The 25,511-nt window shown below is 30.0% G+C and carries 16 protein-coding genes; 5 read left to right on the top strand and 11 right to left on the bottom strand.

Annotation, left to right across the window (positions count from 1 at the left end; all coding sequences use genetic code 11):
* Positions 1-18: 18 nt before the first annotated feature.
* From N456_RS13675 to N456_RS13665, 3 genes are all read right to left on the bottom strand, one after another.
* Positions 19-1,236 (bottom strand): TolC family protein, encoded by a 1,218-nt coding sequence (locus N456_RS13675; RefSeq protein ID WP_062058170.1) that lies wholly within the window; start codon positions 1,234-1,236, stop codon positions 19-21.
* Positions 1,233-4,967: an efflux RND transporter permease subunit gene (locus tag N456_RS13670; RefSeq protein ID WP_062058168.1), complete on the bottom strand. Its 3,735-nt coding sequence runs from the start codon at positions 4,965-4,967 to the stop codon at positions 1,233-1,235. Before N456_RS13670 ends, N456_RS13675 begins: the two co-directional genes overlap by 4 nt.
* A 109-nt stretch (positions 4,968-5,076) precedes the next feature.
* Entirely contained in the window at positions 5,077-5,493 is a 417-nt protein-coding gene (locus tag N456_RS13665; protein ID WP_062058165.1) for an HYC_CC_PP family protein, read from the bottom strand.
* Between the two features lie 310 nt (positions 5,494-5,803).
* Here N456_RS13665 and N456_RS13660 point away from each other — a divergent pair, with 310 nt between their 5' ends.
* Together N456_RS13660 and N456_RS13655 are read left to right on the top strand one after the other, a co-directional pair.
* Positions 5,804-8,671 carry an esterase-like activity of phytase family protein gene (locus N456_RS13660; protein ID WP_062058163.1) on the top strand — a complete coding sequence of 956 codons (2,868 nt, stop codon included), beginning with the start codon at positions 5,804-5,806 and terminating at the stop codon, positions 8,669-8,671.
* 412 nt (positions 8,672-9,083) lie between these two features.
* Positions 9,084-9,965: a YqiA/YcfP family alpha/beta fold hydrolase gene (locus tag N456_RS13655; protein ID WP_062058160.1), complete on the top strand. Its 882-nt coding sequence runs from the start codon at positions 9,084-9,086 to the stop codon at positions 9,963-9,965.
* A gap of 164 nt (positions 9,966-10,129) precedes the next feature.
* Here the strand turns inward: N456_RS13655 and N456_RS13650 are convergent, their stop codons facing one another.
* The 4 genes from N456_RS13650 to N456_RS13635 all read right to left on the bottom strand — a co-directional run bounded on the left by N456_RS13650 (position 10,130) and on the right by N456_RS13635 (position 12,666).
* Positions 10,130-10,627, bottom strand: a complete 498-nt coding sequence (locus N456_RS13650; RefSeq protein ID WP_062058158.1) for a hypothetical protein — start codon at positions 10,625-10,627, stop codon at positions 10,130-10,132.
* 3 nt (positions 10,628-10,630) lie between these two features.
* Positions 10,631-11,392 carry an MBL fold metallo-hydrolase gene (locus tag N456_RS13645; RefSeq protein ID WP_062058155.1) on the bottom strand — a complete coding sequence of 254 codons (762 nt, stop codon included), beginning with the start codon at positions 11,390-11,392 and terminating at the stop codon, positions 10,631-10,633.
* Positions 11,393-11,552: 160 nt separating this feature from the next.
* On the bottom strand, positions 11,553-11,870 hold the full coding sequence (locus tag N456_RS13640) for a 2Fe-2S iron-sulfur cluster-binding protein (RefSeq protein WP_062058152.1): 318 nt from the start codon (positions 11,868-11,870) through the stop codon (positions 11,553-11,555).
* A 163-nt stretch (positions 11,871-12,033) separates the two neighbouring features.
* Positions 12,034-12,666 (bottom strand): hypothetical protein, encoded by a 633-nt coding sequence (locus tag N456_RS13635; RefSeq protein WP_062058149.1) that lies wholly within the window; start codon positions 12,664-12,666, stop codon positions 12,034-12,036.
* Positions 12,667-13,013: 347 nt separating this feature from the next.
* On the opposite strand from N456_RS13635, the gene N456_RS13630 reads away from it, so the two are divergent.
* Positions 13,014-14,246 (top strand): response regulator, encoded by a 1,233-nt coding sequence (locus tag N456_RS13630; RefSeq protein WP_062058145.1) that lies wholly within the window; start codon positions 13,014-13,016, stop codon positions 14,244-14,246.
* A 23-nt stretch (positions 14,247-14,269) separates the two neighbouring features.
* Here N456_RS13630 and N456_RS13625 read toward each other — a convergent pair whose 3' ends face one another.
* Positions 14,270-15,202: a M23 family metallopeptidase gene (locus N456_RS13625; protein WP_062058142.1), complete on the bottom strand. Its 933-nt coding sequence runs from the start codon at positions 15,200-15,202 to the stop codon at positions 14,270-14,272.
* Positions 15,203-15,527: 325 nt separating this feature from the next.
* On the opposite strand from N456_RS13625, the gene N456_RS13620 reads away from it, so the two are divergent.
* The gene (locus tag N456_RS13620; protein ID WP_062058139.1) at positions 15,528-16,361 is read left to right on the top strand and encodes an OmpA/MotB family protein; all 834 of its coding nucleotides are present in this window, start codon (positions 15,528-15,530) and stop codon (positions 16,359-16,361) included.
* 210 nt (positions 16,362-16,571) lie between these two features.
* Here the strand turns inward: N456_RS13620 and N456_RS13615 are convergent, their stop codons facing one another.
* Together N456_RS13615 and N456_RS13610 are read right to left on the bottom strand one after the other, a co-directional pair.
* Positions 16,572-17,786 (bottom strand): class I SAM-dependent rRNA methyltransferase, encoded by a 1,215-nt coding sequence (locus N456_RS13615; protein ID WP_062058136.1) that lies wholly within the window; start codon positions 17,784-17,786, stop codon positions 16,572-16,574.
* Between the two features lie 307 nt (positions 17,787-18,093).
* Positions 18,094-18,441: a hypothetical protein gene (locus N456_RS13610; protein WP_062058133.1), complete on the bottom strand. Its 348-nt coding sequence runs from the start codon at positions 18,439-18,441 to the stop codon at positions 18,094-18,096.
* Between the two features lie 114 nt (positions 18,442-18,555).
* Here N456_RS13610 and N456_RS13605 point away from each other — a divergent pair, with 114 nt between their 5' ends.
* Positions 18,556-18,765, top strand: coding sequence for a hypothetical protein (locus N456_RS13605; protein WP_148639328.1), 210 nt, complete (start codon positions 18,556-18,558; stop codon positions 18,763-18,765).
* A 337-nt stretch (positions 18,766-19,102) separates the two neighbouring features.
* Here the strand turns inward: N456_RS13605 and N456_RS13600 are convergent, their stop codons facing one another.
* Entirely contained in the window at positions 19,103-25,453 is a 6,351-nt protein-coding gene (locus N456_RS13600; protein ID WP_062058127.1) for a non-ribosomal peptide synthetase, read from the bottom strand.
* Between the last annotated feature and the right edge of the window lie 58 nt (positions 25,454-25,511).

Genomic DNA, 25,511 nt, shown 5'->3' with positions numbered 1-25,511 from the left:
GGTGTTGTTATTATTCTTTTAATTTGTTAGATAATTGATAATTGCAGCTTGGGTATAATACTGTTGTACACTTTCTATTGTATTGATTTGAAACTTAAACTGTAATTCTTGAATATCTAGAATATCATTAAAGTTGATTGTTCCTGTTTCATAACGCTTCATTAGTATTTCTTCTGCATTTTTTGCTTGTTTTAAATTTTTCTCTTGGATATCATTTTTAATTCTCGCTGTATTCCGCATAGATACTGCTTTTACTAAAAGTGATGTCAAATAATCTAAATGTTGCTCTTTTTGGGTTGTAGTTTGTTGTTTACGTAATTCATTCTGACGAGTTCTAGAGTTATATTTCTTATTGAATATTGGAATAGAAAGAGATACCATAGGCATGATAATATCTTTACCATTATCACTAATTGTAACATCAGATCGCTGAGATACGGGGATATAATCCAACCCAAAACCTATTTGGGGGGCATTTTCTTTTTGATTAAGTAGTTCTGATTGCTGTATAGCCTCGTGTACTTTATCATATTTAAGGACTTCGGGATTAAGCCGTATTCCTTCATGATTAAGAATAGGATCTTCTACTGGGATTTGTAGTTCATTAGGTACGATTACTTCTATATCAAGATCTCTATTTAAAAGAGTATTAAAAGTTGCTTGCTCTGCCAAAAAGTCTTGCTTAAGAATCTCTTTATACTGCTGTAATTCGTTTTGCCTAATCTGTAATTGTAAAACAGCTACTACAGTAGCTTTCCCAACCTCTACTGATGTTAGTGCTAATTTCTCATAGGTTTGTAGAAGTTTACTGCTTTCTTCGAGTATATTCTGTTTTAAATGAATTGCTGAAAGTTTATAATAAGATTGAGAAATCGAAAGTGCCAGTTTTCTTTTTTTAGTGATACTAGTTACATATGCTGTTTCGGCTATAGTAGTTGAATAGTTCTCTCTTGCTGTAATGGTTCCAAACCATGGTAGCATTTGTTGTATCGAAAATTTTGCACGTTGGGCTCCTGTACGTGTTTCTGGCTCACCTATAAAATACCCTACACTTACTTGTGTATTAGGTATCGTATTATCTTCGTTTATTTTTTCTTTTAAGAGATTATATTGTAATTCAAAATACTGAATTTCAGAATTATTACGTATTGCTTCTTGAATATATAGTTGAAGCTCTTGCCCATGAGTTAAATGAAAGGTTAATAGAAAAATAATTATGATACTTAACTGTTTCATATGTTTTCTCGTTTAAGTTGAATTTCTTTTTTCCAGCTAAATAATACTGGTACCACAAATAATGTTATCAGTGCGATAAACATCCCACCAAAAGAAGGAATTGCCATTGGTATCATAATGTCACTCCCTCGTCCCGTAGACGTTAGTATTGGTAATAGTGCCAAAATTGTGGTTGCTGTAGTCATTAAACAAGGACGAATTCTCTTTTTACCTGCTTCTATCACTGATGTTCTGATTTCGTTAAGGGATTTTGGTTTATTTTTATCAAACGTTTGTGTAAGATATGTAGCCATTACTACACCATCATCAGTAGCAATACCAAAAAGAGCTATGAACCCTACCCATACGGCAATACTCAGATTAATAGTGCGTATCTGAAATAGGTCTCTTAAATGTTCTCCAAAAATGCTCGTATTCAAAAACCAATCCTGACCATATAACCAAATCATTATAAATCCGCCCGAAAAGGCTACTGCAACACCTGTAAATACTAATAATGAAGTACTTATAGACCGAAATTGAAAGTAAAGAACTAAAAAGATGAGTACTAATGCTAATGGCACTACTACTGCTATTGTTTTTTCTGCTCTTAATTGGTTTTCATAAGTTCCTGTAAATTGATAATTGATTCCTTTTGGAACTGTGAGTTCTCCTTTATCAATTTTTTGTTTAAGTAATGCTTGGACATTTTCTATAACAGTTACTTCGGCAAAATCATCGAGTTTATCGAACAATACGTACCCTACAAGAAATGTATCTTCACTCTTAATAACTTGTGGTCCTTGCTCATATCGAATTGTTACTAGTTCGCTTAGAGGTACTGGGTTCCCTTTTTCTACAGGTACATAAATAGCTGTAAGACCTTCTGGATCGGCTCTAAGCTCTCTGGGATAACGTACTCGTACTTCATAGCGTTCTCGACCTTCGACTGTTTGGGTTAGAGATATCCCTCCTATTGCTACTTCTAGTATCTGCTGTACTTCCTCAATCGATACACCATAACGTACTAATTTTTCTCGATCAATATCAATAAGCAAGTATGGTTTTCCAACAATACGGTCAGCAAAAACGGCTTCCTTTTTTATTCCGTCGACTTGTTTTAAGATCTCCTCTAACTGAATTCCAAAAGCTTCAATCTGTTTTAGATTTTGTCCTTTTACTTTTATGCCCATTGGGGCACGCATACCTGTTTGTAGCATAAGAAGTCTTGTTTCTATCGGTTGTAATTTGGGTGCCGAAGTTACTCCAGGGAGTTTGGTAGCTTTTACAATTTCATCCCAAATATCATTAGAAGATTGTATCTCTGGTCTCCAATTACGATAAAATTTACCATCATTGTCTACAATAAGGTTTTCGTTTCTAATAGAGAAATATTTTATTTTTGAAACGTTTTTAACCTCGTTTAAATTAATAGTATAATTTTTATTATAAATAAGGGCTCCATCGGTAGTTATAAATAAACCGTCCTCATTAACTTTATATCGTTGTCGTTCTCCCTTTTTATTCAACATATATTCTGGCTTATATACAATGATATTTTCGTACATCGATAATGGTGCTGGATCAAGAGCTGATTCAATTCTTCCTGCTTTACCAACAACAGTCTTAACTTCTGGAATACTTGCTGTCGCCATATCTAATTGTTTTAAGATTCGTTTATTCTCGGCTACTCCTGCATGTGGTAATGTAGTTGGCATTAAAAGAAAAGAGCCTTCATCTAGTGATGGCATAAATTCTTTTCCTATAGTATTTAGTATTAGAAAACCTAAGATTATAATACTAGTTGGTAGTGATAAGAATAGTGTTTTGTTTTGTAATGCCCATTGTAGTATCCTAGTGTAATATGTTCTAAATAAAGTAAAAACTCCTAGTAAACCAAAACAAATAACTCCAACAAAAATGAGGTTCCAAAAAATATTTTTACCTACTCCTAGTGGTCTCCAATATTCAGCTAATAAAAATAATATAGTAATGACAGAAATACCTGTATTTACTAAATTTTTCTGCTTTTTAGAAAGGATATCTTTTAATCCAAAAATTGCAGTACTCCCAAAGGCTATTAGAAGTATTCCTAACCATAAAGTATTAAAAATGGCTATACAACCTATTAGTATTATAATAGTATTGAACGTATAATGTATAGATAATCTGATAGTTCTTTTCTTAAATAAGAAAGCTGCAAATGGCGGAATAATAAATAATGCTACTATAATAGCGGCAATTAATGCCATTGTTTTGGTAAATGCTAATGGTTTGAATAATTTTCCTTCTGCACCAACCATAGTAAATATGGGTAAAAAACTAATAATTGTAGTAAGTACAGCAGTAAGTATCGCTCCAGAAACTTCGGCAGTAGCATTATATATAACAGTGTTAATAGGAAGATTATCTTTGTTATCATACAGATGTCTAATCATATTTTCAGAAAGTATCACCCCCATATCTACCATGGTACCAATAGCGATAGCAATACCTGATAAAGCAACAATATTGGCATCTACATCAAAAAGCTTCATTGCAATAAAAACTATTAAAACTGCTACAGGTAAAAGCCCAGAAATAAGAATTGATGCCCTTAGATTAAACACCATAATAATGATAACCAAAAAGGTGATCAAAATTTCTAATGTTAATGCTTCTTTGAGGGTTCCTAATGTTTCTTGAATAAGTTCTGTACGATCATAAAAAGGAACGATGGTTAATTGTGAAATACGACCATCTTTTAATTGCTTAGATGGTAATCCGGTGCTAAGTTCTGCTATTGTATTCTTTACAGTAGTAATAACTTCTAAAGGATTTGCTCCATAACGTGCTATCACTACTCCCCCAACTACTTCGGCTCCTTCTTTATCTAGTATACCTCTTCTGGTTGCAGGTCCCAAACTAACATTAGCAACATCCTTAATTCGTATCGAGGTGAATTCCTCTGACATCACTACTGCATTTTCGATATCCGCTATAGATTTTATATATCCTAAACCACGAACGAGGTATTCTGCCTGATTGATTTCTAAAGTCTGTGCACCTATATCTCTATTTGATTGCTTTACAGCTTTTACAATATGATTTAAGCTAATATTATACTGACGCATTAATTCTGGATCAACATCTACTTGGTATTCTTGCACATATCCACCGATAGATGCTACTTCTGAAACTCCACCAGCAGATGATAATGCATATTTTATATAATAATCCTGAATGCTTCTTAATTCTTGTAAATCCCAACCACCAGTTACATTTCCTTTTTCATCTCTTCCTTCTATGGTATACCAAAAAATCTGACCTAATCCAGTTGCATCTGGACCAAGTGTTGGATTAACATCATTTGGTAATAATCCATTTGGCAAAGAACTTAGTTTTTCTAAAATACGACTGCGACTCCAATAAAATTCTATATCTTCTTCAAAAATGATATAGATACTAGAAAAACCAAACATCGAAGAACTACGAATGGTTTTTACTCCGGGAACTCCTAAAAGCGATGTTGTTAATGGATATGTAATTTGGTCTTCAATATCTTGTGGTGAACGCCCTTGCCATTTTGTAAAGATAATTTGCTGGTTTTCGCCAATATCAGGTATAGCATCAACTGCTACAGGGTTATTAGGTACTATTATCATGTCCCAACCAAATGGTGCATTGATAATACCCCACCCTATAAAAAGTGTAAGTAGGATAACTGCTACCAGTTTATTTTCTATAAGAAACTTGATACTTTTATTAAGCATGTATTTGACTATTAAATAATTAAAGAAAAGTATTGTCGTTAAATAATAAACAACAACTCTAGCCCAAGTAACTAAAATACTACATTGGGTAACTCAATTATTAAATAATTCAAATAAGAAAAGTTTGATTAAGTACTTGAATATCCTTAATCAATATAGGAGGTGGATATTCTTCAGAAGGAATTATAGTATTTTCAAATCCCTCAAAAAGGTTTATATATGAATAGTAAAAAGAAATTACAAAAACCTGCTGCTCGAATGTAGTTTTATCTAATGAAGTCCGAAGTTCATCTTGTCCTTCATAGGCAAATTGCTTATCTGTACAACATCCTTTCTTAGTTAATACAGTACATGTAGGTGAGTCAGAAATTACTTGTTCCATACCACAAGATTTTGCCTCTTTATAAAGTGCTATATCTACCAGAGTAGTTCCACAATAATGCATATCTAATGTAAACGACATTGTAGAGCATAATACTACAATTGCCATTATAATCGCTGATATGTTATAGATTACTTTTTTCATGTATATAACAAATTTACAAAAATTTGAATTTTATTCTGTTATATAATCAAATCAATTTTAAGTTAAAGTGTGCTACACGATAAAGGATATACTAGTATGTTCTATAGAATTAAGGATTAGCTAGATGTATCAAAAATCAAATCATAATTGGGGTTAAAATGATTTAAAATCACTCTTATCAATATATTATAGTAGTTAACATTATCCTAATCATTTGTTTAAGAACTACAAACAATCAGATCATATATACAATGTAATTTTATAGCATCACAATTTGACCGGCTTTTAACTCTAAAACGTAGTACACATCATGAAACACAATCATCTAATTGTATTAAAAACAAGGAGTACATTATTTTTAAGTATTCTAAGTGTGTTTTTATATACAATACAAGCCCAATCACCTATCTCAAAAAAAGAAAATATAGAAAAGTATCAATTTGATATTCCTACAGATAATTATTTTAATAAAAAAGCATATCCAAAAGGAACTGGTAAGTCCTTTATAAACTTTGGAGACATATTGATATCTAGAGCAGTTTTACCTGCCGCTAGTTTCTCTGAAGGGCCTACCTCAGGACAATACATAAGCCAAAGATTGATCAATCAACAACCAGTTCCTTTTTTTAACAAACAACCAATACAAGGATTTTCTGCTGTTCTAAATAATTATAACGGCACCTTTACGGTACTATCGGATAATGGTTTTGGAAGTATGGAAAACTCATCAGATTATCATCTTCGGCTCTATACAATAAAACCAGAGTTTAAGAATGTCATAGGTTGGGGAGATGGATCTATAGACGTACTAAATTATATAGAATTAAGAGATCCTAATCACTTAATCCCTTTTGCTATTACAAATCATTTTAGTGAGTCTCGAATTCTTACTGGAGCTGATTTTGATATAGAATCTATACAAAGAACTCCTAATGGAGAGTATTGGATTGGGGATGAATTTGGTCCTTTTTTATTACACTTTGATAAGAAAGGTGTTTTATTAGATGCTCCTTTTTCTCTTCCTGATTTTGATACTCCTGGAAAAGAACTTCGTGCTCCACAAAATCCATATAATGAAGAGTATAGTGCTCTTAGAATTATGAATGCTATGAGATCTCATGCGCAAACCTACGGAAGTAAGCCTCCTGTAATGTCTCCTTGGCATGTAATGCTAGATGATCAAAATACTAATACAATTGTAGGTAGTAGAAAAAACCCTCCTTCTGGTCTTACTACTGCATCAAGCGAATTATTTAACGTATCTTCTCTTAATCGTGCAGGGCATCAAGTAGTCGTTTATACTGTAAATGATCTTAAAAATATGAATTTACTTTTAGATCTAGGAGTACAAGGAATCATATCTGATCGTCCTGATATATTATTAGAGGCATTACAAAACTATGATAAAAATAAAGATGGTAAGCCTGACTTTATAGATGCAGATGGGCTAATTGATGTAAGCCTATTTGATGCACAAGGACATAGAGGTGCTAGAAACTTACGCCCTGAAAATACATTACCTGCTATGGAAGCGGCTCTGGATTTTCTAATGCCAACTTTAGAAACAGATTGTGGTATTACCTTGGACGGTGTTCCTGTTTTAGATCATGACCCGCATATCGAAGCTGCAAAAACTCGCAAAGCAGACGGGACTATTTATGAATTCAAAGATGAAGTATTGGTAAAAGACTTAACTTTAGATCAGATACAAAATACATTTATTGCTGATAAATTACTTAATGGTAGGCCTGCTCAGACTAATGATTTATCATTATCACCTGTTGCAATAGCATTTGCCAACCAAAATGGCTTTATACATCCTTATATTATGCCATCGTTACAACAATTATTTGATTTTGTAAATTTCTATATCGAGTATTATAAAAACGGACACGGAGTTTCAGATCCCGAGGCTACCAAACGTTGGAAAAATGCTTCTAAAGTTCGTTTTAATATTGAAACTAAGATTAATCCCAGAACTGATACTGATGATCGCGGAGATGTCTTTGCTAATAGAACTACTGATGCAGAGACTTTTACAAAAGCTATAGCGGATGTCATTGTCTCTAATAAGCTTACTGATCGTGCTGATATTCAAAGTTTTGATTTTAGAACATTATTAATTGCTCATAAAAATTATCCTACTATACGAACAGTGTGTTTATTTGGTGATTTCCCTAAAGTAGGTAATAAAGGTGATGGAACTAATTTACAAGATCAAAATGGACAAAATACACCTTGGCTAGCAGGATTATATTGGCCATATAGAACTACTGAATTAGATACTCCTTTTAGAGTAAAAACAAGTGGTGGTTTTGAAGGAATGGCATTAACTACTGATAGAAAAAAATTATTACCCTTATTAGAAAAACCTTTGCAAGATTCTAAAAATGCTAATTTACTAATTCATGAATTTGATCTAAGAAGTAAATCGTATACAGGCACAAAATATAAGTACCCTATCCATAAAAAAGCTAGTGCAATAGGAGATTTTATTATGTTTAATAAAAAAAGAGGATTGATTATAGAACGAGATGGTTCTCAAGGAGATATCAATGGTTTTAAAGCTATATACGAAGTAGAATTAAATAAAAATAAAGACATTATAGAAAAAAGATTGAATATTAATCTTCTCAAGATCAATGATATTTTCAGAATTTCTGAGCCTGGGTTATCAGGAGATGTAGGTATCGGTAAGAATTTTGCTTTTCCATTTGTAACAATAGAAAGTGTTGTTGTATTCAATCCATTCTTAATTGGAGTATTAAATGATAATAATTATCCTTTTAGTGTTGGTCGTCATAAAGGTACTGGATTACCTGATGATAATGAATTTATTCTTTTATGGTTAGATCAACCTCTTGGAAGGCGATGGAAATTATCAGAAAATAATACTCTAAAAGATCTTAAGTATAGTATTAAAGCATATCCAAATACTTTTAGAAAAGAAGTGACATTTTTTAGTACTTCTAAAAAAGAAAATATAACTTCGATTACGATCTATGACATACACGGAAGGTTAGTGAAAAAATTAGTAGATCATCAAAAAAATGATAGCGGTTTTACTTATATCTGGAATGGATCATCAGAAAATGGTTCTAAGGTTGCAGAAGGAGTTTATATAGCTGTAATCGAAGTTGATGGAGAGTTCTTTAAAAAGAAATTATTAAAAAAATAAATCCAACTTAGTTATACATATACAACACACAAATTAAAATTTTAAAAGCTGCCAACATAGGCAGCTTTTTTTAATGTGTGCATACAAAAACTAATTAAATATGTTTAATCCGAATTATATAGTAAAACTTTGTTATGAAACTTGAAAAAAAAAACAATAAATACTCGTATTTTAATGATTTTAGTATACATCTATAGTGAAATTAGAAAACTCAGAGAAGTGGAACTGTTTAAAACAGTTTCTAAATAAAATAAACTTTTCTATTGCATAATATGTGTTTTAATATAATCTCATTTTATATGACCCAATAATAGATTAACTAGTCTACCTCAGATAGATAAAAGATGCCTATATTAGATAGATAATCCATATAGATACAATATACATTATAGATCCGTTAAAGTAAATAGATATGAAAAGAAGCTTAACATATTTTTTAACCCTTTTTGTTATTAAATTAAAAGGGATAAAAAGAGATTTTAGCAAAAACCCAATAGACTATAAGAAATTACGAAAAGAAGATATTCACTCCCCAAATAGTAGGTTTTGTAATTCAAAGTTAGTGTCACAATTCAAAATTTCAGAAACACTAATTACTGAAGTAAAGTCAAAAAACATATCTGACAGATTACTTATTTTTATACATGGTGGTGCTTTTGTTTCTGGTCCTGGAAAACATCATTGGGATACGATTAAAGAAATAGCAAAACAAACAGATATTACAATATGGATGTGTGATTATCCAAAAGCTCCAGAAAACAGAATTACTAAGATATCAAACAATATAGATTCGGTATACAATTCAGCTATCAAAACATATAATCCTAGCAAGATTATAATTATTGGAGATTCTGTAGGAGGCACTCTAAGTATTGCTCTTACACAAAGATTGATTAAAAAAAATATCGAATTACCTAATAAAATAATACTTGTAACACCTGTAATGGATGCTACTATTTCAAATCCTGAGATTGATAGGATTGATAAAATTGATCCTATGCTTTCTAAAAATGGAGTACTCAGTGCAAAAAAAATGTGTGCCGAAGATAATGATTTAGAAGATCCTAATATTTCGCCAATCAATGGAGAGTTTGATAATTTTCCGAAAACGATCTTATTTTTAGCAGAAAACGATATTATGTATCCAGATCAAAAACTAGTTCTTCAGAAATTAGATAAAACTAAAGTAGATTTTGAAATTATACTAGGAAAAGGGATGCCTCACATATGGCCATTTTTGCCTATTATGAAAGAAAGTAAATTAGCATTAAAAGAAATCATAAATAGATTGTAAACGCAATAGATCATATACCTCATAAATTTTTATTAAAAAAGGAGGCTACGTATTATTAATAAATATACAGAATATCAATTTCTTATTAAACCGAAAGTAAGAATAAAGTGTTTAACATGATCTTATACAGATCTATAAAGGAGAAATCTAGTTAACATAACTATTTAATTCTTAGGGTATAAAAACGATTTTTCAACTTCAAAATCTATTACTCCTCCTTCTTTTACTTCATAAATAATAAACAGTTCTCCCCAATAAACTCCATCGGTAAAATCTGCTATAATCCATTTATGGTTTAATAATCTAACTTTATTAATATTCATGGTTCCTTCCATCCCTGCATATGGAATTATAGGATTATCCTTTCCTATCTTATTTTGACTTATAATTTGATCACTAATTGTCAAAGCTAATTTATTAGCATCATAACCCATTTCCTCAAAATAACTTGCGGCATCTTCATTACTTTCTAATGAAAAATAAGTAAGATCTAAATTGGCACTAACCAATGAATCAATAGCGGTTTCTTTTGTTTTAATTTTAGCCTTTAAGTTATCAATTTTTGTATCATAAGATTCTTTTGCTTTTTTAGCATTCATAAATTGAAAAAGAATAAATAAGGATGCAAAAATAAACAGGTATAGAAAAATTTTACTTCTCATTTTTTAGATAGTTATTTTTAAATTATCGTATGCTATATATATATTTTCTGGTAATGTTTTCTCTACTTCAGCATGAAATCCTAACATATGACTTATATGAGTAAGATATGCTCGTTCTGGTTTTATTTCTTCTATAAATTTAAGAGCTTCTGCTAAATTAAAATGAGAGTGGTGCGGTTCTATCCTAAGTGCATTAATCACCAAAACTTTAATGTTCTTTAATTTTTTTTTCTCCTGTTCTTCAACAGTTTTGATATCTGTCAGATATGCAAAATCTCTAAATCTAAACCCAAAAACTTGTAAACGATTATGCAAAGCGTTTATAGGAATAACATCTAGGTTACCTAATAGAAAAGGTGTATTTAAAATTTCATTTTCTATTACGCTAGGCGCTCCTGGATACTTATTTTCTGAAGAGAAAATATATTCAAATCTAGTTCTAAGTGCTTCTAAAACTCTTTGATGCGCATATATAGGAATATCTCCTTGTCTAAAGAAAAATGGTCTAATATCATCTAACCCCATAGTGTGATCTGCATGCTCATGAGTAAAAACAATCCCATCAATTTTAGATACTTGATTCGAGAGCATTTGCTGTCTAAAGTCTGGACCACAATCTATTACATATTGGTATTCATCCCAAGAGATTAATACAGAAACACGAAGTCGCTTATCTCTAGGATCATCACTTAAACATACAGGGTGAGTACTCCCTATAACAGGAATCCCTTGTGATGTACCAGTGCCTAAAAATGTTACTTCCATTATCTAGATAAATTATGACAAATGTACTTATATTTTTTTGCTCAAAAATTACATCTGCATCTTAATTATCAATTACTCTATAAAAGAGAAGTCTTTTTTATACTAGTAACCGAACTTCAATTTGATACCTCTAATATGAATTATTTATATAATAGTATATTCAATCTCTTCCTATAATTTCTATATTCATTTTATGAATATGTTCATCTACAGTAATTTGACATGCAAGTCGGCTATTAAGATAGTACTCTAATTGATAATTAAGTGTATTTTTCTCTAAATCATTTATGAATAAAAGAGAAGAAGATGGCGAATATATACGAATATGACAAGTACCACATAATCCTCTACCTCTACAATCACCGATATCATCAAATAGTTTATCAACTAATAATTCCATAAGAGTTCGATATTCATATTTTTTATATTCTAAAACATGATGATCTCCAATAGAATCTATAACAGATATATAATACATAATATCACCGTTTAATTTATAGTAAAATTACATCGGTAAAATGATCTTGACTTATGATTTAACTCATAAAAGGTAAAAATTAATTTCTAATCTCTATATTAGTAAATATACCTAAGAAAGAGTACTATGTTATAGGTAAGTAATTCTTAACAATTAGGAAGTATTATTCTTTAACAACAATCATTGTCGCTTTAACACCTGTGGTAAGATTCCATTCATTACTCATAATTAAATTACCTTGATCGTCATAAAGTTGAAATTGTGCTGTGTTAGGTCCTGACTCGCCTTGATTTAGAGCTTGTATATCTATTTTATTAAATCCTTTAACCAAATCAATTGCAATACCTCTAAAATCTCCAGAAAGAAATGCTTTCGAAAGAATAACACTATCATTACTATAAATTCTTACAACATCTCCATCTACAGATTGATGATCTCTGTACATTAATCTTACAAACTTTCCATTATTTTTAAAATCGCCAAAATATTGATCACTTTTAAACTCATCTCTAATTTCTTTATCCTTTTTAAACCATTTTGGTGTAACTGCTACTTTAGGCTTAAAAAAACCATCATCTCCTGTCATATTAATAGTTGGCTTGCTACGTCCATATGTACTTAAGTCATTAGGAGTATCATATTGAGAAGTGCCTATATCAAAAGTAGAATTGAGTCTTTTTGACAAACTAGAATTATTGTTTTTTGCATCAATCCGTAATGAATTAGAATTTTCTACTTGGGCGTTTAGTATCGTACTGATACTTATCAAAAAAAATAGTACTAATTTAGTTTTCATTTCTTTTTACATTACTCAACAGCAACAATATAAAAATTATTTTTTTTATAATTGTTATTCTTTGTTGATTCTCATTAACTGAGTACAATACAACTTAATAATAATGACACTCATTTTAATATTGATTATAACCTTAGTGAATCATTATCATTTTTCTAATAATATTACTTATCAATTTTTATGCCTCGAGTGTATAAAAAACAATAATAATATTAAAAAAAAACAAATTTAACACCATTTTAGGTATGAAAGTATAGTTTACATCATTTTATGTAAAGTATCTAAAAAAAGATATCAACAAATTTTTAAGATCTATCTTATATCCTTACTTTGTTATTAAAAAAGTTATGGTTTATTATATAATTGGAGGAATACTTATAGCTATACTCATATGGTTATGGTTAAAATACACCGAATTAAAGAAAAAACTTTATAATAAGAAGAAGAAATTAAAATCTATACAACAAGAGGCAAATAAACAATTTAAATTACAACAAGATTTAATTTGTATTATTAATAAAGAAATCAGAACTCCGTTGTATGGCATTATGGGGTTAATTAGTTTGCTAACGGAAGAGCATCCCGAGCTTAAAAATGATAAAAACCTAAAATCTATACAATTCTCTGGGGAATATATATTTAACTTGATTAATAACGTATTACATGTAAATTTTTTAGAATTTAAAGAAGTGACATCACAAAATGTATCGTTTAATTTAAAGGAAGTTACAGAAAACTTAGTCCATTCTTTTAGTTACGCTACAGAGAATAGTAATAATGTATTACATTTTGATTTTGATTCAAAAATTAATCAATTAATTAATGGAGATCCTGATATTCTCTCTCAGATACTTATGAATCTTCTAAGTAATGCTTTAAGGTTTACAAAAAATGGTAGTGTCTATTTTTCTGTAAATTTAATAGATAAACAAGAAGACTCTTGCACTATTTCGTTTACAATTAAGCATGATGGTTATAGAACATCCAAGGAAGAGCAAAATTCTATTTATCAAGAATTTATTAATGTAAAAAATGCTAAACAATCATATCTAGATACCGATATTAACTCTAAAATAGTTAATAGATTTGTACACGCGATAAATGGAAAAATTACTATTAAGAATGATAATGGATCTGAATATGCATTAGTAATTGATTTCAAAACACCAAATGTAGATAAAAGAATTACTACATCAAACCCTCATAAATCAAGACTTAAAGCATTGATCGTTGATGATAATAAACTAAATCTTTTAGTTACTGAAAAAATATTATCAAAAAAACAGTTTGATTGTACAACAATAGATAATGGATTTGATGCTATAAAATTAGTGAAAGAAAATGGATATGATGTAATTCTTATGGATATTAATATGCCAAAATTAAATGGAATTGGTACTACAAAAAGAATACGCGAATTTAATACCGAAACACCTATTATTGCATTAACAGCTGTAGATATTACTCAATTAAATCGCCAAATCACACAAGCTGGATTAAATGACTACATTATAAAACCTTATAACAAAAATCATTTATTAGAATTAATTTATAAACATATCAATAATTCTAATAAATGACTCTATAATAAACATACTATAATTTAGTCAATAATTATTTGCTGTCCAATTTTTAATACGGAGTTTGATCGTATTGCATTTATTTTACAAATTTCAGAAATTGCTAACCCATATTTATTTGCAATTCGATGAAGAGTATCTCCTTTTCTTACGGTATATATTTTCTTTTCTTCTTCTTTAATTTTTGCAATATCATCTATAGTTTTATATACAGTCATTTTACTTTTTCGTGTAGATTTATGATATCTTGGAGTTGCCCATTTTTTTATCACAAAAAGTGAATCTGATCGAATCTTTCTGTCGGTATCAAAATCAAATAAATATTCGGGATTAATACTTTTTCCATGATATCTTACTTCTAAATGTAAGTGACTCCCTCTAGCATTTCCTGTTACTCCTCCTCTCCCTATTACATCTCCTTTTTTAACAGTATCATTTTCTTTAACTAATAATTTTGACAGATGGGCATATACTGTCTCTAATCCATTATAATGTCTAACGACTATTGTATTACCATAACCCCTATGATATCCTACATATCTAATTTTTCCACTCAATATTGTTTTTACACTATCTCCTGTTTCGAGATCAATATCTATTCCTCTATGTGGTCTCCTCCTTCTCCATCCATAACGTGATGTAATTACCATTTTATGAGTAACTGGGGATGAAAAATCATTGTCTCTAAATTTTATTTGAAAAGGAAAAGTAAGAGCTTCATTCCAATATGGGTTAAAATTTTGATTATCCCATTTAATATTATATTCCTCTAACTCTTCCGCTAAAAAAATATTCTCTTCTATAGGAAAATCATTGTTTAGATAGATCGGTAAAGAAATGGTCTCACCTTCTATAAACAAATCTTTATGATCAACAATTGTATTTTGAGCAGATATTATAAAGAATGGTATCGCTATTAGAAAATATAATACATACCTTTTATTTATTAAAAACATCAATTATTATACGTTTTATCTATTTAGAGGTTGGTTAGGGTTTCAATATTTTATAACTGCTAAAATAATACGTTGTTACAACATGTAGGTAAATTATCCCTTAATATGTGAAAAATAATTTTCGCTAAAAAATTAAATCACTGAAAGTAAAATAGTTAAAATCTCCCCCTTGTATCTAGTTTTCTTATACATTTTACGGGATAACATTAGCTTAAAAAAACATTAACACATTTTAAGAAATCAATAAGAAAAGATTAATAACAGGTAAAGCAATAAATAATAGGGCTATTAGTTATAAAGAATTACTAATATTAATTAAATAACCATGAAAAAATCATTCACATTAATCGCATTATCTGGGATAGTATTAATGACATCTTGTGTATCAAAAAAGAAATATGTTGCTTTAGAGCAAGAATTACAAGATACGCGTAGTACATTACAAAAAACCTCTATCGAAAAAGATGAATTAGAAGGGAAATTTGCTAAAATTGAAGCTAGAGTTGCTGATTACAACGCTAAAATCAATTCATTAAAAGATTCTAATGATGAAAAAATGGTAATGGTAGATGATATTGTAGCAATATCTAACAAAACCAAAGAAAGGATGAAAGCTACATTAACCAAAGTTGACCAAGAAAAACTTAAAGGAGCTACATCATTAAAAGATTCTATGAATTTAGCCGTTTCTCATAATCTTAAAAACTCATTAGCTGATAACATAAAAGAAGATGAAGACATTTCTATCAATATTGATAATACGGTAGTAATGATATCTATTTCTGACAAAATGCTTTTTAACAGTGGTAGTTATAAAATAAGTAATAAAGCTGATGGTTTATTAAAAAAATTAGCTGATGTTATCAATTCCGAGCCTAGCTTAGAAGTAATGGTAGAAGGACATACTGATCCAAGAACGATCAGTACAGCGGTAGTACAAGACAACTGGGATCTTAGTGTAAAAAGAGCTACATCTATTATTAGAAAATTACAAAAATCATATAATGTTGACCCTGGTAAGTTAATCGCTTCAGGAAGAAGTAGCTATAAGCCTTTAGTAGAAAATGATACTAAAGAAAATATGGCAATCAATAGACGTACAAGAATTGTTTTATTACCAAATATGGATAAGTTTTTTGCTATGTTATCTTCTAATTAATTAGCAGAAAAATAGAACTCTTTACAGTAAAACGGGATGAAAATAATTCATCCCGTTTTCTTTTGTTATAGTTATTTTAATCAACAACTTCGGAGCAAGCTTACAAGATATGGTTCCGAAAAAAAATTTTGATGTCTCGAGGCAAGCCTCAGGGAATTAAACCCTCAATGAGGGATTAAATTACTAATATGATATTGGAATCGATCTACTTTATTTTAATCTGTAATACCCACATTTTAGATATGCTCCTTCAGGAAAAGTAATAGGATGATCAATATCATGAGTTGTTTTTTCTATAATAGTAAACGTTTTTCCTGTGTTAAGAATACTCTCCTCCGAAATTTTAAAAAAATCTGCTGCTACAACCCTCGATGAACATGAAGCTAAAACTAAAATACCATTATGTTTTACTAATTGTGCTCCTAATGCTGCTAATCGCATATAACTATTCTCTGCTTTATAGACTTCACTTTCTCTTTTAGCAAATGAGGGAGGATCTATTACGATAATATCAAATTTCTTTTGATCATTAATTAATGTTTGTAATCCTTCAAATGCATCTGCTACTATAATACTATGATTTCCTGTATGTGTATTTAAAGTAGCATTGGCTTTTGCCATATCCAGTGCCTGTTTACTTATATCCAAACTTACCACCTCTTTTGCTCCTCCCTTTAGAGCATGAACAGAAAAACCTCCGGCATAAGAAAATACATCTAATACCGTTTTATTATGCGCAAGCTCTCCTACTCTCTTTCTATTATGACGATGATCTAAAAAATAACCTGTTTTATGACCTTTAATCACATTAGCAGAAAATAAGACTCCATGTTCTTTAAAAACAACGACCTCATCTTCTAATACTCCATAGACAACTTGCCCGTCCTTAAGACCATATATCTCTCCTTTTGATTGCAATAACCTACTTAAACGAAGTACAACAACGGTACATTTTGTTATGGCTAACAAAGAACTAACAATCCAATTAAGATAAGGGAGCCAAATATGCGAATATAACTTTATAACCAAAACATGGTCATATACATCTGCAATAAACCCAGGAAGACTATCATTCTCTCCAAACAGTAATCGATAACTATTTGTAGCAGTTTTTAATAAAGGTCTCCTTATATCATATGCTTTAGAGATTTGCGTCGCAAACCACTCTTTATTAATCTGTGCTGTTTTCCCAAACTGAATCAACTTAATTCGTATTGGAGAATATGGATCATATAAACCACATGCTAAAAAAGTATTTTTTTTATGATCATATATAATCACTAAATCTCCTGCTTCTCCTGTTATGTTTTGTTTAATAATACTTTCTTCAAAAACCCAAGGATGACAACGCTTTACCATCTTTTCTGCTGATGATCGTACTTTTACAGCTATTCTTTTTGTTTCTATGTAAGGTGTAATATTCATTATAGGCAAGAATACTATTATTTTTTTCAATTCTTAGGCTAAAATAAATATAAAATAAAAACACCTACCCAAAAGATAATTATGGATAGGTGCTGTAACAGTATTGTTAAAACTAATCTATTTATAAATAAAGAAACTATTAATCTCTTTACTGTATATATTTTATAGACGACTATAGCAGTATTTTGTTACACTACATTTAGAAAATAGATTAACATATTTACAAAAATGACTCATAAAAAAAGAAGCTAATTATAGCTTCTTTTTTAAATACGTAAGTAAGTTCAAGGCAATTGATTAATTGTTCTTAATTCCCTGCTAATAACACATATGAACTGGTTACAGGAGAAATACTGTATTCTTTTACATTTTTTATATTCTTTAGGTATTTTTCTGCTTCTTCAAAAGCTGTTTCTAGTGCACTAAACTTAGAGTTTTTACTAACTACAATAGTTTTAGATATAACATTTCCGTTAGCATATTCAATAGTCATTTTCCATTTTTTTATGGAATGAACATTTTTTTTCTGAGTAGCGTTTCCTTCTATCTCTTCTTTATTTTTTTCTTTTTCATTAAAAGAAACGAAATCTCCTTTAAGCGGTGTAGCATTGCCCAAAGCCACACATAGTAGTGCTATTGTTAATAAAAGTTTCATGGTTAGATAATTTTGATTTGTATTTCACGAATATACAAACATTATTTGATTATTCAAATATTTTTTTAATAAAAATTTATTTGAATAATCAAATGTTATATGTATGTTTGTCGTATGGTTAATAAGAAATTAAAAAAGCTCCTTAAAAAAAGTAAAGGAGCTAAAACGGTATACGGTATTTCTAAAGCTCTAGGAGTAAGTCCGCAGGCAGGAGATTATGTGGTAAAGCGAAAAGATCTGGTAAAAGATTTTGAACGGCTACAAAAAATTGCCGATTATATGGGAGTAGAAATAAGAGATATCATTGACTATAAGGAAAAATAACTTTACTTCTCTGTATAGCATAAGTACACATCTAAATTGAAACTACTTCATTTAGATTTTGAGTTTCAAAAGATAATCCATATCAATTTATAAAAATTCCAATTTTGAAATCTTAAGTCAATTGCATTTTAAACACTTAAAAACCCTAGTATTCTACTGTTTATTTTAGTGTAACTGATCTCATTGAGATAGAAAATAAACTAGCTGCAACATTTCTTATACCTCATTAAATAGTAAATATGTACTATCGATTTATAAAATGATTTAATCAACAATCCTAAAGGAATAATTGAATGCATTACTCTACTCTAAACAAGCAAAAAACATACACTACGGATTAAATCATTATAGGTTTTAGCTTATCGTGGTTTAATTTTTCCTTTTCTACTACGTAATTAAAATAAGCTAGCATTGTTTTCTTTGATATAGTAGAAAATGATATCCCAATACTTTCTAATTGTAGCTGAGTGTAGGTGGTATCAAAATTTAATTTTGCAGTAAGTTCTTTTTTCATGCGTTGTACCAATTCTTCTTTTGATAACTCTAGATAATCATGCATAAATGGTGGTATTGGTAAAGTACTATCCTGCTCTAAATATAATTTTGCTAATTGCAACCAATCATATAGCGATACCTCCTTTAAAGAATTAGTATTGATATGATTATATTCTTTAAATAGTTTATACAATGACGATGGATTACCTGATAAATGGAATGTATTATTCATTAACTCTTCTTGCTGAGATAAATACACCAATGAGGTCACTACAGTATCTACTGGCATTATAGGTAATGCTAAATCTAATTCTTCATTAATCATGGCTCCCATAAGCAAGTAACATTTTATTAACCCATAGAACCATTGCTTATGATCTTGCCTACCATCAACTGTATCACCTGTTGTTAGTCCTAATCGGTAAATAGTACAAGGCACACCTAGCTCCCTAGCTTTGATCATTAAATTCTCTGCAACCCATTTACTGGTAGCATATCCATCCTTTTTATAATGTACCTCTTCTGATGATATGGTTTGTTCTGTTACTGTTTTTAAAACTGTAGATGTTGTATTATTAAACACTGCCAAAGTAGAGGTGTATTGTATCGGTTTTATACGTGTCTGAGTGGCTAATTTTACAATCTCTACAGCACCATTTACATTCGCTGGTTTAAGCATATCATATGTTGCCAAATGATTCATATGAGCTGCATTATGATATATCATTTCTATTTTTTGACTTAATAGATCAAAAGTTGTTTGATCTAACCCTAATAAAGGTAAACTGATATCCCCAATAATTACTTGTATTCTAGATACATATTCATCTGCCCACAGATTATAGTGTAGCATTCCATTTTTAATTTTTTGATATGCAGCTTCATTAGAATTTGCTCGAGTTAAGCAATGTATTGTTGCTGTTGTTTTTTCTAATAATTCTTTGAGTAAAAATACCCCTACAAAACCAGTAGCTCCTGTTATAAAAATATGCTCAGGAGCATTAGGATATTTAAATTCTTTAGAGATTAATTGTTGATTGACAACTAGATCTATTTCATCTTCAAGACTAAGTAGTTCTTCTTCTTTGTCTCCTTCGTCGATATATGTAGCCAAACTATGTACTGTTGGAAATTGAAATATATGTTGTGCTTTTAGTTGTATTTCTACTACTTTATTAATTTCGGTTATAGCTTTAATAACTAGTAGAGAGTGACCTCCTAATTCAAAAAAGTCATCAAAAACCCCTATTCTTTCTAGAGTAAGCACTTCTTCCCAAACACTTACTAATAGCCGTTCTGTTTCACTAGTTGCAGCTACATATTGTTCGCTTAGCAATTGCACAGAATCAGGTGATGGTAGTGCTTTTTTATCTATTTTACCATTACTGGTCAATGGTAATTCTTCTACTACAACTAATGATGCCGGTATCATATATTCTGGCAAGTATTGTTTTAGATACTTTTGTACACTTTTTATATCTGCATTTTTTTCTAATACTATATATGCAATTAACTTTTTATATCCATTACTATCATCGCTTGCTATGACTATACATTTACGAACAAAAGAAGACTCTATTATCACATTTTCTATTTCTCTTAATTCTATTCGATATCCTCTTATTTTTACCTGATCATCCACCCTGCCTAAATATTCTAAGGTATTGTCATATCCCCATCGTACTACATCTCCTGTCTTATATAATTTTGATTGTTTACTATATGGGTTGTCTACAAATCGTCTAGTAGTAAGCTCTGGACGGTTAAGGTATCCTCGGGCAACGCCTTCTCCTCCTACATACAATTCTCCTACTACACCTTGCGGCAGTAACTGCATCTCTTCATTCATTACATAACAACTTAATGTAGGTATAGGGACTCCTATAGTACTAACTCCTGATATAATTTCTTGGATTCCTATCTCTTTATAAGTAACATGTACTGTAGTTTCTGTTATTCCATACATATTAATCAGTTTGCAATTCGGAAATATGGTATGCCATTTTTTTAACATAGCAGGTTGCAGCGATTCTCCCCCAAAAATTACATATCGCACATCTAACTTATCAACAAACAGATCTATATGCTCTTGTAGTATATAAAAAGCTGATGGGGTTTGATTTAGAATCGTTATGCCCTCTTTTTGTAGTAATTCTCCAAAAGCTATAGCATCTTTACAAATCTCTACTGGAACAATTACTAATCGTCCTCCAAATAATAATGCTCCATATATTTCCCATACCGAAAAATCGAAACAATATGAATGAAAAAGTGTCCATACATCAGTATCATTAAAATCAAATTGGGAATTCTCTGGTTTTAATAATCGCACTACATTATGATGAGATACTAATACTCCTTTTGGTTTTCCTGTTGTACCCGAGGTATAAATTACATAGGCCAAATCAGTAGCTTCAATAGTTATGTTTAAATTTTCTGAGGTTTCTTGATCTATTACTTTTTTACTCCCTACGCAATCAAATAACGGAGCTTCAATTATAGGTTCTAGTTTTTCTTTTAGCTTTTTATTGCAAATAACTAATATAGGGTTAGCATCTTCTATAGTATACCTAATTCGTTCTATAGGATAGTCTGGATCTACAGGAACATATATTCCTCCTGCTTTTAGTATTGCAAAAATACTTACAATCATTTCTATAGATCGGTCTATACATACAACGACCATGGACTCTTTAGCTACTCCTTGTTTTCTAAGGTACTGTGCTAGTTTATTTGCTCGAATATTAATTTCGTTATAGGTACATTGTTGTTCTTTATAAGTAACAGCACTATGATTTGGTGTTTTGATGACCTGTTCTTCGAATAGATCGACAATTGTTTTATGGATTGGGTAATGATCTTGGGTTTTATCAAAATGTTTTAAAAACTGTTCTTCTTCCTCATTACTAAGTAATTTATATTTCTTTAAAAGTATATCACTACTATTGATAATTGTATCTATTAGTTTATCAAAATATTTTAAATGTCTACTAATTGTTGACTCTTCGAATAGTTGTGGTTTATATTTAAGATTAATTTGCAATTCAGTTCTAAAATCATATACTTCTAATGCATAATTATCTTGTGTTTCTTGGTAGATATCGTATATAGGCGTTACATTTTTGGAAGACAAACTTTCGTCCAAGATATGATCAAAAATATTTTGATATGTAAACGATACTGGAATCATCATTTCTGATGGAGTATCTCCTCTTTGTACCATTCCTAAATCTGCTAGTAAAGAAGTTAAAGGGTAATTAGAATGATCTAGTCCATCTAAGAATGCTTTTTTTATTTCTTGTATTACCTCTTTTATAGTATGTTCTTTATTTATTTTACTTCTGGTAAGAATAACGTTTACAAAACAACCAATACTATTTTCATAAGATTTTTTAATTCTTCCTTCTACAGGAGTTGCTACAATAATATCATCTTGTAGTGTGAGCTTATGTAATAGTATTTTAAAGGCTGATAATAACACTACTGATAGATTAACTCTAAGAGATTTTGCTACGGTTTTTAATGCTATTAATTGATCTCCCTCTATTACGATACTTTGATTTTGTTTTTCTTGGGTAGTATTGTATGTGTTTTTTTGGTGATCATATGGTAATAATAATGGTGTTTTATCATTTAGTTTTTCTTTCCACCATGCTATATCTATAACAGCCTGCTCACTACCCATATATTGTTTTTCCCATAATACAAAATCAAAAAAAGCAGTATCGGGTTCTTGCTGTTGATATTTTTTTCCTGTAGATATGACGTGATATTTATCCCAGAATGATTTCATAAAAAGAGTACCTGATAGTCCATCTAAGATTGTATGATGAATTATAAAAATAAGGTATTCTTCTTTTTTTGATGGGCACTCTCTTATATATAGTCTTATAAGGCAATCTGTATTAAGATTAAAAGGAATTCGCAGCAATTTTTTAAATTCTTGATTTGGGTTTTCCTCATCAGAAATAGAGGCTATATCAATTATAAGGCAAGAAGCTAAATTATGAAGCTTTTGCGAGATTTCTCCAGTAACTTCATTCTTTTCAAAATATACCCTTAATACAGGGTACTCTTCTAGCATTAATGCTAAAGCTTGTAATACAAAATGTGGTTTAATTGCTTTTTTAGTACTAAAAATAATAGGCAAATTATAAGTAGTAGATGTAGAATCTAATTCATGAATCAACCATAATCCTTTTTGGAACATCGTTAGATCAGAGCTATACTCTGGATTGAAAACTAATGGTGTATTCTCTGTTTTAGAGACTGTTTGTGGTATTTTAATTGAAGTAGCGACCATAGTAAAAAACTCTTCAAAGTTATTCATTCCTAATACTTGTCCTATTTTAATATCTATCTTCAATAATTCATTTAATCGTCTTACAAACTGTACTATTTTTATTGAGTCAAATCCATAATCTACAGGGGATAAAGAAGGATCTATTGCTCCGTATTCTAATTCAAAAACTTCATTAATTATACTTGCTATAGTAGCTTCTTGTTCTTGTTTTATAGTAGCTATAGTATGTTCTGTATTTTCATCTATTGTTGTTACAAAACTTTCTTCTTTAGCTTTTTTTGTTAAGATCTCAGAAGATTCATTATTAGGAATATATTCCTCTAGAATAACATGTGCATTAACACCTCCAATAGCATAACTATTTAGTGCTGCTTTTCTAGAGTCTGATCTATTCATATCCCATTTTACAGCATTAGAATGTAATAAAAGTGTATTATTAGACGGTATTTCTGTATTTGCACTACTAAAATTTACAATTCCTGGAATTATTTTAGCATTAAGTGCTTTTATAGTCTTAATTAATGATGCTATCCCTGCGGCTAACTCAGGATGACCTATCACAGGCTTTATAGTACTTATATGCCATTTTTTATCAGGTATTGTACTTAAAGACGTATATGCATCATGTATTGCTGTTAATTCTATAGCATCAGCAAGGTGATTTGCTATTCCATGTGCTTCGATATAATCAATACTATCAGTAGTAATTCCTGATTTTTTAATACATGATTTTATTGTATTCTTTATACCTTGTGCATTAGGGGCTTCTAGTGAAAAGTTTTTTCCTCCATGAAATACTGTTGTGCTTTTTAGTACAGCAAGAATTGTATTCTTATCTTTTACTGCCTGAGATAATCGTTTAAGTATTACTACTCCTGCTCCTTCGCTTCTTACAAAACCATTGGCATCTTCACTAAAACTTTTCGTTATATTTTTGGGGCTTAATAAATCTTTATACAATCCATTTTCTGAATGAATTTTAAATTCTTGTTCTGAGATTACATTTACACCACCTACAATTGCTTGATCAGATTCTTGTAAACGTATACTCTGTATAGCCCTATGCAATGCTACATATACACTAGTACAAAATGTATTAACGATCTCACTCGGTCCTTTTAAATTAAGTCTAAAAGAAATATCATTGGATAAAGGAGTTTGATATGCTATGTCTGTATTATTTTTAGTGTCACAAGTACTGGGTTGATAACCAATAAATACTCCTGTATTCTTAGTAGAAAAATCATGTAGTAATATCTTATATCTATGCATTGCATTAGCTATACATTGATATATTAATTGCTGCTGCCGGTTCATATTCTCATATTCTTTAACAGAGATCTGTATAGATTCCATCACAGAAGAAAAACTAATCGTAGAGAGATGTCTAAATTGCATATCTTCTTCTAATCTATCTGATATGGTTTCTGTAATGGATTTTTTCCATAAATGTTCTATATCTGTAACTCCTGGGAATATGCCTTCCATAGCAATAATTGCTATTGCTTCCTGTTCTTTTGACGTTTCTTTTTCTTTAGAAGATGTAGCTTCATTTACTATTTCATCTACATTTTTTTGTCGTATACTTTTAGCGTCCATTTCTAATACATCAATTAGTAAATACGTTACTAAAAGTTGCATATTAGGGTAATCAAAAAATAGTGTTGTCTTTAACAAACAATCTAACTCTTCTTCTAATTTAGATTTAAAGTCTATAGCCTCCATAGAACTTATTCCTAATGCTATAAAATCTTGATCTACTTCTATTTCTTCTATCTCATCGAGTTCCATAAACTCTACAAGTAACTCACGAATATATGTGGTGAGTATTTCTCTTCTATCAATGGAATGACTTTCTTTAAGTTGATTTAAAATATGAGTATCGGACATAGTGATGTTCTTACTAAAAAGTGAGTGTTTGATTTGATAGAGAGTATAGTAGCTAAGC

Source organism: Aquimarina longa SW024 (genome assembly GCF_001401755.1).
GTDB classification, from domain to species: Bacteria; Bacteroidota; Bacteroidia; order Flavobacteriales; family Flavobacteriaceae; genus Aquimarina; species Aquimarina longa.
This window is presented reverse-complemented; position numbering and strand designations above follow the sequence as displayed.

What these genes read in the sequence shown, in the direction of transcription:
- N456_RS13675 (WP_062058170.1), bottom strand. Translation starts at nt 1,236, where the DNA reads ATGAAACAGTTAAGTATCATAATTATTTTTCTATTAACCTTTCATTTA.
- N456_RS13670 (WP_062058168.1), bottom strand. Translation starts at nt 4,967, where the DNA reads ATGCTTAATAAAAGTATCAAGTTTCTTATAGAAAATAAACTGGTAGCA.
- N456_RS13665 (WP_062058165.1), bottom strand. Translation starts at nt 5,493, where the DNA reads ATGAAAAAAGTAATCTATAACATATCAGCGATTATAATGGCAATTGTA.
- N456_RS13660 (WP_062058163.1), top strand. Translation starts at nt 5,804, where the DNA reads ATGAAACACAATCATCTAATTGTATTAAAAACAAGGAGTACATTATTT.
- N456_RS13655 (WP_062058160.1), top strand. Translation starts at nt 9,084, where the DNA reads ATGAAAAGAAGCTTAACATATTTTTTAACCCTTTTTGTTATTAAATTA.
- N456_RS13650 (WP_062058158.1), bottom strand. Translation starts at nt 10,627, where the DNA reads ATGAGAAGTAAAATTTTTCTATACCTGTTTATTTTTGCATCCTTATTT.
- N456_RS13645 (WP_062058155.1), bottom strand. Translation starts at nt 11,392, where the DNA reads ATGGAAGTAACATTTTTAGGCACTGGTACATCACAAGGGATTCCTGTT.
- N456_RS13640 (WP_062058152.1), bottom strand. Translation starts at nt 11,870, where the DNA reads ATGTATTATATATCTGTTATAGATTCTATTGGAGATCATCATGTTTTA.
- N456_RS13635 (WP_062058149.1), bottom strand. Translation starts at nt 12,666, where the DNA reads ATGAAAACTAAATTAGTACTATTTTTTTTGATAAGTATCAGTACGATA.
- N456_RS13630 (WP_062058145.1), top strand. Translation starts at nt 13,014, where the DNA reads ATGGTTTATTATATAATTGGAGGAATACTTATAGCTATACTCATATGG.
- N456_RS13625 (WP_062058142.1), bottom strand. Translation starts at nt 15,202, where the DNA reads ATGTTTTTAATAAATAAAAGGTATGTATTATATTTTCTAATAGCGATA.
- N456_RS13620 (WP_062058139.1), top strand. Translation starts at nt 15,528, where the DNA reads ATGAAAAAATCATTCACATTAATCGCATTATCTGGGATAGTATTAATG.
- N456_RS13615 (WP_062058136.1), bottom strand. Translation starts at nt 17,786, where the DNA reads ATGAATATTACACCTTACATAGAAACAAAAAGAATAGCTGTAAAAGTA.
- N456_RS13610 (WP_062058133.1), bottom strand. Translation starts at nt 18,441, where the DNA reads ATGAAACTTTTATTAACAATAGCACTACTATGTGTGGCTTTGGGCAAT.
- N456_RS13605 (WP_148639328.1), top strand. Translation starts at nt 18,556, where the DNA reads ATGGTTAATAAGAAATTAAAAAAGCTCCTTAAAAAAAGTAAAGGAGCT.
- N456_RS13600 (WP_062058127.1), bottom strand. Translation starts at nt 25,453, where the DNA reads ATGTCCGATACTCATATTTTAAATCAACTTAAAGAAAGTCATTCCATT.